This is a genomic window from Nocardia wallacei (assembly GCF_029869545.1).
GTDB classification, from domain to species: Bacteria; Actinomycetota; Actinomycetes; order Mycobacteriales; family Mycobacteriaceae; genus Nocardia; species Nocardia wallacei_A.
The window spans coordinates 69,261-81,489 of record NZ_JARWQD010000305.1 but is presented as its reverse complement, the minus strand read 5'-3'; the positions used below and the strand labels follow the sequence as shown (position 1 = coordinate 81,489).

General features: G+C 66.8%; 8 protein-coding genes. 3 read left to right on the top strand and 5 right to left on the bottom strand.

Going from position 1 to position 12,229, the window contains the following annotated elements; translation table 11 throughout:
- The first annotated feature begins 143 nt into the window (after nucleotides 1–143).
- Entirely contained in the window at nucleotides 144–443 is a 300-nt protein-coding gene (locus QH290_RS26970) for a hypothetical protein (RefSeq protein ID WP_280385970.1), read from the top strand.
- Nucleotides 444–1,045: 602 nt separating this feature from the next.
- Here the strand turns inward: QH290_RS26970 and QH290_RS26965 are convergent.
- Nucleotides 1,046–1,762, bottom strand: coding sequence for a hypothetical protein (locus QH290_RS26965; protein WP_280385969.1), 717 nt, complete (start codon nucleotides 1,760–1,762; stop codon nucleotides 1,046–1,048).
- A 242-nt stretch (nucleotides 1,763–2,004) separates the two neighbouring features.
- On the opposite strand from QH290_RS26965, the gene mobF reads away from it, so the two are divergent.
- Together mobF and QH290_RS26955 are read left to right on the top strand one after the other, a co-directional pair.
- Nucleotides 2,005–6,666 carry a MobF family relaxase gene (mobF, locus tag QH290_RS26960; RefSeq protein ID WP_280385973.1) on the top strand — a complete coding sequence of 1,554 codons (4,662 nt, stop codon included), beginning with the start codon at nucleotides 2,005–2,007 and terminating at the stop codon, nucleotides 6,664–6,666.
- Nucleotides 6,667–6,775: 109 nt separating this feature from the next.
- Nucleotides 6,776–7,075 carry a hypothetical protein gene (locus QH290_RS26955; RefSeq protein ID WP_280385967.1) on the top strand — a complete coding sequence of 100 codons (300 nt, stop codon included), beginning with the start codon at nucleotides 6,776–6,778 and terminating at the stop codon, nucleotides 7,073–7,075.
- 88 nt (nucleotides 7,076–7,163) lie between these two features.
- Here the strand turns inward: QH290_RS26955 and QH290_RS26950 are convergent, their stop codons facing one another.
- From QH290_RS26950 to QH290_RS26935, 4 genes are all read right to left on the bottom strand, one after another.
- The gene (locus QH290_RS26950) at nucleotides 7,164–7,766 is read right to left on the bottom strand and encodes a riboflavin biosynthesis intermediates N-glycosidase (protein WP_280385971.1); all 603 of its coding nucleotides are present in this window, start codon (nucleotides 7,764–7,766) and stop codon (nucleotides 7,164–7,166) included.
- Between the two features lie 283 nt (nucleotides 7,767–8,049).
- On the bottom strand, nucleotides 8,050–9,294 hold the full coding sequence (locus QH290_RS26945; RefSeq protein ID WP_280266129.1) for an IS110 family RNA-guided transposase: 1,245 nt from the start codon (nucleotides 9,292–9,294) through the stop codon (nucleotides 8,050–8,052).
- A gap of 798 nt (nucleotides 9,295–10,092) precedes the next feature.
- Nucleotides 10,093–11,565: a hypothetical protein gene (locus tag QH290_RS26940; RefSeq protein WP_280385965.1), complete on the bottom strand. Its 1,473-nt coding sequence runs from the start codon at nucleotides 11,563–11,565 to the stop codon at nucleotides 10,093–10,095.
- Nucleotides 11,562–12,002, bottom strand: coding sequence for a hypothetical protein (locus QH290_RS26935; RefSeq protein ID WP_280385963.1), 441 nt, complete (start codon nucleotides 12,000–12,002; stop codon nucleotides 11,562–11,564). The genes QH290_RS26940 and QH290_RS26935 overlap by 4 nt, the downstream gene beginning before the upstream one ends.
- Nucleotides 12,003–12,229: the final 227 nt, after the last annotated feature.

The window sequence follows — 12,229 nt, the reverse complement described above, 5'->3', positions numbered from 1 at the left end:
GGCGCCGGTCCTCCCGGTCCTGTCAGTCCTGTCTGGCCCCCCCCCTCCCCGTCCCGCCCGCTCCCGGCGGCGCGGCGCCCCCCCGGGTGGACCGGCGTCGTTGTTTCCGTTCGCTCGTCCTGAAAGGCAAAACGATGACTGTTGTGACTGCGACCGCGCACATCGATGGGTGGGTCGGTGACCTCACCTACGACCCGGATCAGTGGGAACGTATGCAGGGCTCCTGGGCCAGTCGCTATCCCACGATCGACCGGCGCGCGCATGAGCTGATGGAACAGATCGCCCGCAGCGTCTCCCCGCACGATCATGACGCGGCCCGGGCTCGTCTCGATCGCTACGTGGCGAGTTTGTCTGATCGCGGTGTCCGTGTCGCTGCCGCCGATTTCCGGCGGGCTCAATTCGAGCACTATCACCGTCGACCGCTGACCCCGCTACCCACCTGAGCCGCGGGCACCGGCGGATGCGTGCGTCATGTCCGAGCCACTCCTACGAGTTGACCTGGAGGCCGAGATGCTCGGCTACGTGCTCTGGTCGCTGAACTCTCGGACCGCTGTCGCGTTCTCGAGGCGGTCGTCCACGATCTGACCGTGATCGTTGACGACTGTCTGGATCGCGAGTCCGAACAACTCAACGACGTGCGCCGCGAGCGCCTTGCCACCCCCCGCATGTCGCGCGGCGCGCCCCATCCCGGCAGCTCCTACGACTGGAGCCTGCCGGATACCCACCCCTCGCCCTGCGACACCGACGGCGACAGTGAACCGTCCCGGGTTTGGGGCCGCCTCCCCCGGCGAGCAGCACGGCACCTGACCGCGGTCAACCGCCGTGGCCCTGCATGGATTGCGGGGGCCGTGTCGGCATCTGTCCTGCCTGCCCCGATAGGTGCGCGGTGACTCACCGACACGGCCCCCGCAGTCCACGCCCAGCCACCACACCATCGCGATTCACCAACACGTCCGTCGGCCCCGGCCGTGCAGAGAAAGGCTCAGCCATGGCACTGATCTGGTTGATTGCCATTGCCATTGCAGGCTTCCTGATCTTCTGGTCCCTATTTCCCATCCTCGCCCGGGTCGCCGGAATCTTGCTGATGTTCGATTCCGTCCTCACGTTGGCTCTGTTTCCCGACCGGGCCCCCGCCGCGCATATCGGCTGGCTGCTGGCTGGGGTGCTGCTGTGGCTGGCCGGGCACGTCGTCTTCGCCGTCAAGCACGGCGCGTGGCGTTCCCGCCTCGCCGCGCGGATCGTCCGCGCTTCGGTCCTGCGGCGGTTGCTTCCCTCCGAACTCCGATAGTCCCGCCATGTCGTCCCTCGCCGACACCGGCGGTTTCCCGGCGGAATCGCCCGCCGGGCCGGGACGCGCTCGCCGCGCTTTGCCGTTGGACGCTGCGCGTCGGCTGCCGCCGAGCAGCTTGCGCAGTTCACCGACCGGCATCTCGGCCCAGGTGCCGAGATCGGCGTCGCTGACGCCGCGGTGTTTCATCCGGCGCAGCGCGTCGCTCTGCTCCGGCAGCGCGGCGGCCACCACCTTCTCGTAGGAGTCTTTCGCTTTCGCCACGGCTGTCTCGTATCGAGTCGTCGCGGCGGCAATCGCTGCGTCGCGGCGCTCGGCGGCCCGCTTCTGGGCATCGCGATGACGACGGAACAGGTAGAGGTCGTCGCCGTTGGCCCGGGCGATCTCGAGCTGATGCCGCACTGCCTGCGCGGCGATGCGGCGTGCGATCGCCCGCCCCGACGTCGAACGCTTGCGTGGCTGCTGGCTGTCCATGTCGTCCTCCACTTCCTGACGTCCCCGCCCGCAGGTCGCCCCAGGGGTTGCGGGGCTTCACAAGCCTTGTCCGCTCTCCCATTCTGTTTCTCCAGAATTTCACTGTAGCGCTGCTACCACTCCCTTCTGTACACCATTCTTTCTCGCGCCATCACTGCCCATTACATCCCATATGGGCTTTGCTTTTATATGCGTCACACCCCTTGCATCGCGATGCGACTCGGGGGACTTTTGAATAGGTGATGACACTTCACCGGCTGCATTCCGGTGACGGCTACGAGTACTTGACCCAGCAGGTCGCCACAGGCGACCGTCTTCGGGATCGCACCCGTGACCTCACCGACTACTACACCGCACACGGATGCCCGCCGGGTCAGTGGTTCGGTCGCGGAGCAGCCGCACTCGGTCTATCGGGCGAGGTGACCGAACAGCAGATGCAATTGTTGTTCGGCGAGGGAATGCACCCGGACGCGAACCGTATCATCACCGAAGCCTTGGCCGACGGAAAGACTATTGACGAGGCGATCGCGGCCGCGAGTTTGGGTGCGAATTTCTATCAATTCTCCTCCAAGACGCCGATATCGGAACTGCTCGATCGGATGGTGGTCGCGTTCACCGAGAAGGAAAAGCGGCGACCGACCTACGACGAGCGGATGATGCTGCGCACCGAGGCCACCCGTGTGCATCTGACCGCCGAACTCGGCGCCGAGCCGTCGACCGAGGCCATCGAGGACGCGCTCGCCCAGGAGCAACAGAAGTCGCGCAAGGCCGTCGCCGGGTTCGACTGCGTCTTCACTCCGCAGAAATCGATCGCGATCCTGTGGGGTTTGGCCGACGACGAGGTGCGCCGGGTCATCTGGGAGTGCCATGAGGAAGCGATGCGCGAAACCCTGGAGTGGGCCGAGCAGCGGTACGCGGTCACCCGCCGCGGCCACAACGGCGTCCGGCAGATCGACGCGACCGGGTTCACGGTCGCGTTGTTCCGTCACTACGACTCGCGCACGGGTGACCCGTTACCGCACACGCACGCCACGATATCGGCGAAAGTCGAAGGCAGCGACGGCAAATGGTCCTCGCTGGACGCGCGCCCGCTCTACGGCGGCGCGGTCGCGTTGTCGTGCCGCTACAACGCGATGATCGTCGGCAAGCTGCGGCGCCGGCTCGGGTTGCGGTTCGAGGCACGGTCCCGTGGCCGCGGCAAGCAACCGGTGCTCGAGATCGCCGGTATCTCCGATGCCATGATCGAGTTCTTCTCCCGGCGCCGCACCGCGATCATTGCCCGCACCGAACAACTCCTCGCCGCGTACCGGCGAGCACACGGCCACAATCCCGACAAGCGCACCCAAGCCAAGCTGGCGCAGCAGGCGACGCTGGAAACCCGGGACGCCAAAGCCGAACCGCACAGCCTGCGCGACATGCTGGCCGCCTGGGATCGCCGGGTCCGCGGTTTCCTCGGCGACGGCCGCGACGCACGACGGTTCGTCACCGATCTCCTCGAACAACATCGGCTCGACCACCATCCAGCCACATTCGACGCCCGCCGAGTCGCCATCGCCGCGGGTGTGGCCCTCGGCGGCGCCTTCGAAGTTCTGCGAGCCGACGACACACACCTGAACACGGCGATCGAGCACGCCATGGACCAATGCATCGGCCTGCACATCGGCGACCGCACTCCGGCCATCGCGCAGGTCCGGGGACTGCTGCGCTCACACGACGATGACGAGTTGCTCGCTGACATCGACGACGCATTCACCGCCACCCGGCGCACCACCTACGACCCGAAACGAATCGCCGGAGAAGTCACGGCCACGATCGCGCGGCGCCGGGCGACCTGGACCGAGGCCAATATCTATTCCGCCGCCGACGAACGAGTCGGTCTGTGCGATTTCGACAGCGACACCGCGCAGCGCGCCGCCGTCGAGGAAATCGTGCAGGCCGTCCGCGACGGACACAGCATCCGATTGACCATTGACCCGGACCCGGTGCCCGCGGCCATCGCGCGGCACAACGGGGAAAGCGAATTCACCGTCACCGGCGCGATCCGCTACACCAGCGACGAAGTCCTCGCCGCGGAGCACCGCCTGCTGGACGCGGCCAACACCGCCACCAAGCACTACCTGCCCCGCACCGCGGTCGACGCGGCCATCGCCGAAGTCGAGCGGGCCCAACCTCGCCGGCGTCGCCGCCGTCTCAACGCCGCGCAGCGGGCGATCGCGCATCACCTCTGCACATCAGGGATGGCGTTGACCGCCGCCGTCGGCCCCGCCGGCAGCGGCAAGACCACCGCCATGAAGGTCGTCGCCCGCGCCTGGCGAGCCAGCGGGAGGTCGGTGCTGGCGCTCGGTCCGTCGAAGAACGCGGCCCGCGAACTCGGCGACAGCATCGGCGTGCGCGGCTCCACCGTCGCCCGGATCCTCACCCTGGCCAAGTACCGGCTGCCCACCGGCATCACCCCAGGTGCGATGCTGCTCGTGGACGAAGCCGCGATGGCGGCCACCCACGACCTCGACCAGCTGCAACGCCTCGCCCACCAGCACGGCGCCATCGTGCGATGGGTCGGAGATCCGCACCAGCTGTCGGCCGTCGAGTCCGGTGGCGCACTGCGTCTCGTCGCCGCCGACACCTGCGCACCGACGCTGATGACGATCGTCCGATTCAAGACCGCCGCCGAGGCCGCAGCGACACTGGCGGTCCGTGCCGGCGACGCGGAGACGGCGTGGAAGTTCTACAGCGATGCCGGACGGGTCACCTCCGGGATGGTCGACGAGCTGCGTGAGCGCATCCTGGCCGATCACCTCGCCGATATCGCCGCCGGGAAATCGTCGTTGATGCTCGCGGCCACGCTCGATGACGTCGCCGCCTTGAACCTCGCCGCCCAAGCGGCGCACACCGTGTCCGGGCGTGTCGACACCATGCGCGGCTCGGTGCGGTTGTCCGACAGCGCTGACGGCTATGTCGGCGACGTCGTGGTGACCCGCGTCAACGACAACCGGTTGCGGATCACCGGAGGCAAACGCCGCGGCACCGGCATCGACAACGGCGACCTGTGGCGCATCCGGAAAGTGCACGGCGACGGGTCGATCACTGTTCTCGGTGTCGATCACCGCGGCAGTGTCCGGCTACCGGCCGATTATGTGGCCACTAACGTCGAGCTCGGCTACGCGTCCACGGTGCATCGCAGCCAGGGCAGCACAGTCGACCGGTGTCGCCTGTTGATCAACGCCACGCTCGGGCGTGCCCTGGCCTACGTCGGGCTCACCCGTGGCGCGGAATCCAACCACATCTACCAGGCCATCGACGCCCTCGACCCGACCTGCGAGCAGCAGCCCGAAGACCCGCTCACCGAACAGGCGATGTTCGCGAGGGTCCTGGCTCGCGAGGATGACAATCTCACCGCCACCGAAACCATGCGACTCGAACAGGCCCGCATCGACGACCCGGCGCGGCTGCGCGGCATCTACGACCACATCACCGGGCTGCTCGCCGACACACGCGGCCGTCACCTGCTCGACCGGGCGCTGCCGGTCGTGCTCTATCGCGACGCCGAAACCTCCGACCGATTCCAGACCCTGCTCGACACGATCGCGCTGGCCGATCAGCATTGGCTCGACAGCCGGGCCCTCGTCGCCGACATCGCCACCAACAACGGCGAGGACCTCGGCGACAGCCTGGCGACCGCCCGCGATGTGGCAGCAGTGCTGTGTGCTCGCGCCGACGACTGGATCGCGCAGCATCTCACCCCCGCGACCGCAGCTGTGTCCGCGGCGACCGACACCTTGACCGCGAATGTCTCCGGCGACGCGGCGCTGTATGCCGCCGCCGCGGCCGTCAATCGCCGCGAAGTACTGGCGCAATCGGGCCGGTTCCGGGCTTTGCGTGACGCTCCCGTCGCAGGCTGCCCACCCGTGCCGAGCCGTCATCCCGGCGTCGACACCGAACTCGCCGATCTCGCCGACGAACTCCGGCGCCGCCTCACCGGCGGCCCCGGACCAGCAGCGCACATGGAAGCCGCCGTCGCGCCCGCTCCCGAGTCCGGTTCAGACGACGTCACCCGGCGGACGCGTATCCAGCGTCTCGACCGGTTACGTCACGACCATGAGCACTACATCAAGCAGCTGTCCGACGAGCGCGGACGCTACCTGCTGTACCGGGCCCTGCCCGTGGTTGTGTACGCCGAAGCCACCCGCTCCCGGCATTTCTCCGCCTTGCTCGACGCGATCGCTCACGCCGACGCCACCGGCTTAAACAGTAATGCGCTGATCGGTTCGATCACCACCGACGACTTCACCGACTTCGGCCCCGGCCTGCTGGAGACCCAAGATCCCGCCTCCATGCTGGCCGGCCGCGCTCAACGATGGGTCGCCCGCGAGACAGAAAACCGGCACACAGCCGCAGCCAACGCCGCCGGTGCGCTAAAACTTGAGACATTGGCGCTCACCGACGACACGTCCACCGCCGAACATACTTCAGCGGCGGGCGCGATAAGCCGACTCTCCGAGCATGCCGCACTCATCCTAGCTGGGACGCGACCCCCGATGCTGAGCCCTACGCCCCCGTGGTTCCCTGGCATCGACCAACATCTCGTGGATTTCGCCGCTGAGCTGCGACGGCGTATCGTCCACGAGGAAGAAGCGCTCCGCGACAGCGACCACGCCGCCGCAGTTCTTCCCCAAACTGATGCTCCTGCCGTCGATCAGCCGGTCACTGATCCTCCAGATCCCGGTGTTGACAAATCCTTGCCATCGCCCGGCAGTGTCTCTCCCGTGCCGTCGGCGCGCCGCGACGACGCGCCACCCAACGCGGGATCGACAACGGAGGACGCCACACGCGGCACCCGGCGGCGGCGAAAACTCCTGCGCCGACAGCGTTCGCTGCCGGTTCGACGGGGCCGCCGGTCGCTGTAGCACACCAGCACACTGTGGCGGTCAGTGCTCGCCTCTTGATGCCAGTCGATCTGCGGCGGACAATTCCCGGTAGCCGCAAGCTCGCCCGACACCGAGAGGGACCTCCACCATGGGCCAGACGGGGCTGAGCGTCACCATCGCACTGGTACTTCTCCTGGCCTGGGCGCTATATCCCGGTCTCGCGCGATTCCTCGCCATACTCCTTGTAATCGACTCCATCGGATCCATCCTGCTGTTTCCGTACAAGGCGCCGTTGGCCCATCTCGGCTGGCTCGTCTTCGGCGTCGCGCTATGGCTTGCCAGCCATCGGCGCCTCGCCGTCCGCGACCGCTCGTGGCGCTCCGCCCTGGCCAAGCACGCCTTTCAACTGCCCGGTCTGCGACGTCTCCAACCTCGCGCCCTACCGTGACCGAGCCCAATCAACCGTCACAAGTTGCAGCCGGGCCGAACCTGCACGCCTTCCCGGGCAGGCCCCTATTACTCTGGGTTGCCGCTGGCTAAAGGCGCCGCTGCCGTTTTGCTTTTGCTGATCGTCCCGGCGCGGTGCGGCGACGCACCGAGCGCTCTCGTTTGGCGCCGAACCCAGGCACCGCCGTGAAGTCCGGGAAGGCCGCCACCGGAGCCGTGCGCTTCGTTGAAAGCGCACCGACATGGGCGTCGATTCTTGTCCGGACTTCCATCAGCGCGAAACCGAGCAGATTTGATCCTCGCCAATGGTCCGGTTCCCGAACTCGCGGATCATCGGCGGCCAGACCGATGCCCCAGACTCTGTCCCACGGACTCGCTTCGACCAGGATCTGCTTGCCCGTCCCCAACAAGTACTCACCGAGGTCTGCGTGCTGCGTGAACTTGGCCAGATTGCCGCAGACCACCAAGTCGAACCGGATCGCGTCCCAACGCCGCTGGTCGAACGGCCGAACTCGGCGACCGATTTGCTTGGCCTCGGACGGGCTCCCGCAGGTGAGTATCCGCTCGGCCGTGTCGTGGTCGCCCATCAGGCGCGCCTTGCTGGCCATCATCCAGTGCTCGGCGGTTGCGTACTCCGTTCCGCAGATCACGAAGGGTGCGGGCCACCATTGGCTGAGGCACCCAGCGCCCACTGTCCCGTCACGCTCGGGACGGTGACCGGAAAAGACAAGGAATTGTCCGGACCTGGCAGTCGCCGCCAACGCACGCAGCTCGGCTCGGGTTCGGTTTGCTGGCGCCGTTTTCGGCCACGGTCTTCCGGTTGCCTCGCCATCTTCTGACGATTTCGACAAATACCGGTGCGGGTCGACGTCGGGGACCAGAGTCGCGATCAGTTCGCGGTGCTGTGGATTCTCCCGCCATGCGTCGCGATGCCTTTCCACAGCCGTCTCGTAAGACCTCCGATGGCTCTAACTGTCAAGCAGCGGCGTTCTCGCGCGGTGGAGCGGCTGGGCCGAAGGCTTTGACGGGATCGAATGACTGACGAGTTTGGAGACAGTGATGCAGTTGCCCGAGCATCTTGTTGAACAGGTGCCGCAGTGCCGGTGTGTGCCGGTCTCCGTGGGCTCGGCGGTGTTGGTAGTGGGCGCGGCCGGGGCCGGGGTTGACTGCGGCGGCGAATGCCCAGATCCATCCGGCGGCGGCGAGGCGGTCGTTCTTGATCCGGCGGTAGGTGATGGAGATGGTTTTGCCGGAGGCTCGCGTGACGGGCGCGGATCCGGCGTAGGCCTTCAGTGCACGAGCGTTCGCGAATCGCTTGCGGTCGTCGCCGATTTCGGCGAGCACCCGTGCGCCGGTGAGGTCGGCGAGGCCGGGAAAGCTCACGATGATGGCGTAGTCGGGGTGTTTGCGGAACTGCTCGGCGGTGGCTTGTTCGAGGTCGTCGGCGCCGTGACAGGCGGCGTCGAGGGTGGCCAGCAGCGCGAGGGCCTGGCGGCCCATCGCCTTCTCCACCAGCTCGGGCTGGCGCAGTTGCGGCCGCTGGAGCCGGTCGAGAAGTTCGGCGGCCAACTCGTCGATGCGGCGAGCACGGCCGGCGCGGCGCAGTGCGGCGGCGACGCGGGCCTTGGTGAGCTTGGCCGCCTGCGCTGGAGTAGGCGCGAGCGCGAGGACAGCGCGTGCGTCGGGCTTGGCCAGGTTGGTGGCCGACTTTCCGGAAAAGGCGTCGAGGAAGGCCGGGTAGTACTCGCGCAGCAGCGACCGCAGTTCGTTGCTGGCCTTGGTGCGCCGCCAGACCGCGTCCTGCTGGGCGCGGGCGAGGACCGCGATGGCTTGGGCCAGTTCGCTGTCGGCGGGCATCGGCCGATGCATGTGGGCGTCGACGCGCAGGATGTTGGCCAATGTCATGGCGTCGGCGTGGTCGGACTTGGTGCGGGCCATCGAGTGGCGTTCCCGGTAGCGGGCGACCGCCATCGGGTTGATCGCGAACACCGGCCGCGCCGACGCGCGCAGGGCGGCAACCATGAGCCCGCGTGGGGTCTCGATCGCGACCGGGATCGGGTCGTCGGCGGTGTCTCCGGCGTCGGCCAGCAGCCGCGTCAGCTCGGCGAAACCGGTGGGGGTATCGGCGATTCGCTTCTTCGTGACGAGCTTTCCGTCCGCGTCGATGATGGCGATATCGTGGTGCCCTTCGGCCCAGTCGATGCCGCAGTAGATGTTCAATCCCGTCCTCCATCAGGTGTTTTCCAGTGGTCCGTGACCCGGGCGGAAACGCGCAGCACCCTACTTACGAGCCTCTGTGGGCTGGCCTCCGATGAGCTGTTCGCGATCCCAGCTCACCCGCACGGCACCTGTCTCTGTCAGAGCTCGAAGCTCACGAATGACGGGGCGTCCGGTCGTGCGGGCGGGCTCGAACCACGAGCTATCCCAACCGATTACGACGGCCGGGCAGGGCCGACACACCGCCGATACCCTGCCCGGCCGATCCCGCCGCCTCACCCACGGCCTTGTATCAGGGCCCGGGGCCCACGAGATTTGCAGGGATCGAGGCAGCAGGAGATGCCGACCACTGCCGCGGGCCTTCCGACAGGGCTCGGGCCCGGGACCACAACAGCGGTCAGCAGTCGGCAAGTCGGCAGACCCGGCCGCGGTGCTCGCAGCCTTTCAGGAGGACTCGCAGTCCTGGGGAGAAACCAGGAGTCAACCGCGACCGGGTCCACCGAACGATCACTCAACCGGTGAAGGCGCCACGCCTTTCGAAAGGATTTGCAGCCCGGGAACTTCCAGGCGTCCAACACCGACCGAACAACCGTTACGAGATAAGTAGGGTACTTCGCCCAGGTCGACAAAGACCGCCCGATGACGGCCAGTGTGCCGGCTGCGATAATGCTGCTGTCGAGCTGTCGTCGACATCGCAGCGCCGCCTCGATGTCACCGGATTCGACAAGCGCGGTGATGATACGAGCTATCTGTAGGTCGAGAGCGTTGATGGTATTTCCGGCCACGGGTGTCCTTCGGGAGTCAGAGGTGGCGGCGGACCTGTGTTTGTACGGGAGGCAGGGTGCGCTGTCGTCTGCGACGTTCCTGTTGCTCGGGAGTCGCATTCCTGTTGGTCCGGACGGGTGCATCACCTCGACGCCGTTCGTCCTGGCCTGAGCCCAGTTCCAGTGCCTCGCTGCATCTTAGGGAACTGCGTGATCTCGACTCCGAAGAGTCATCTCGCAGCGTGCTGCGGAGCCTTTGTCCGCCGTCAATGAGTTCTCGGAGGTGAACCACTCGATCTTGAAACTCCGTCAGTTCCGCTTTCGTCTCGTCCGGTATGCGGATCGGGTCGTCAGCCCGTGATTCGAGCGCGTTGGTCAGCTCGTCAACGTTTCGGTAGCGCCCGAGGTCGTACCGGTTCGCGGTGGTGAAGCCGGGTTTCTCGTTCACCTCCATAGCCACCACGTGCCATGGTGTGTCGCCGACTCCTTTCATGCTGATGTCGATACGCCTGGCATCGTTATCGGGGTCGTTGATGTGAGTGACCAGTCCGGTCGCACAGATCCGGAGGTATTCGTCGTGCAATTGACGCGGTAGACGGTCGATCCATGTTTCGGGTGGCTGGTCGTGTATTTCCCCGTTGGCGGTGAAGTCGAGGTGTTGCCCGATCGTGTCGACCGCCTCGGTCGGGTTCTCGGCGTGTTCGCGGCCGATATAACGCAGGTAGTCGACGATCTGGTCTCTGATGTTGTCGCGTCGTAGTCGCGTCTCAAGTCGCCGCGATACGAATTGCGGGTCGTGGTCATCGATGGTGGTGGCGAGGTAGTCCTCGACGAGGAAGTCGAGGCGAGTCTCGTCCAGCCATGCCATGCCGGTGGGTTCGGGCATCGGCCGTGTCAGCTCGGCCAATACGGCGAGTTCGGCCGATGTGTCGGCCGCCGGGCTGCTGTCGAGAGTCAGAATCCGTTGCGCCGCTGCCGATTCCGGGACTCTCACAGTGATCGTTACGTCGATTGTGTCATCCGGTTCGCCAGCCGCAACATTCATTTCCAGCCACTCGACAGCGCGGCGCAAACTGGTGAAAGTCTGGGCAGCGGTGTTGTCGCTGCCGTGGCTCGCGAAGGCGGCGAGGTAGTTCTCCGGAGTCATGTCGGGCCCGGGGAGACCAGGCGCCGACTGTGCGGTGGGGAGCGGAGATTCGCCGGGGTCGGAGAGTCCGGGCATTGGTTCTGCTTGGTGTCCGGGTCCTTGTGGGTCTCGGTCGCGGACCAGTTGATCGTGAAGGTCGTCGCCGACTGCTGCGTATGGTCGGACGATGTCGATCACGTCCTGTGGGTCGGTGAACTCGCCGAACCAATTGCCGATGTCGAGCAGGATGATGTCCCCTCCGGTGTGGTCGTGGCCGTCGAAGACTTGCGCGAAGTAGGTCCGGAGGCCGCGGTCCCAGCCGACGATGACTTCTCGGTCGGGATGGTGGGCGGCGTCGAGGGTCTGCAGCGGGATGCGGCTCACAACAGTGCCTTTCGTCGTATTCGTGCGCCTGCCGTGTGGCGGCGTCCGCGCGTCCTACGGCGGCCGCGCGCCGTGTCGGCGAGGTGGATGCCGGTCGCGGCGGTTTCGGGTTCTGCTGCCGCGACGGCCCCGCCGTGTGGCGTGGCGGGCAGGATCTCCGGGTGGTCGCACGCGCAGATTCGGGCTGTCGCCGCTAGCGCATCGAGGCGGGCTTGGAACGCGCACAGGTCTTGGACGATCTCGGCCGGTACGGTCACCGCGGGTAGGTGTTGTCCGGCTCGTGCAGTGGCGCGGTAGGGGGCGCCGATAGCGAGGTCGGCGAGCATGTCGGTGACTCGTGCGTAGTGCGGGACGCCGACGCGGCCGATTTCGCGGAGTTCGCTGCGGCGCGGTGGGTCGTGCAGATACTCGATAGTCGTCCATTCCCGATCGATCATGCCGACGATGAGGATTCGGCGAGGTTCAGCGGGATCGGCGAACTGGATGCTGAAACCGCCTGCGAAAGCCTGGTCCAGCGCTTGGGCTGCCTCGGAAGCGGGATCGCCGGTGTCCGGCCGAGTCGGTGCTGTTCGGGTCGGTTGTTGGGCGACCGGGCGAGCGGCCGTGATCGCCGTCTGGATCGCGTCGGCGAGTTCGGGGCCGGTGCCGACCCCGAATCGGTGTA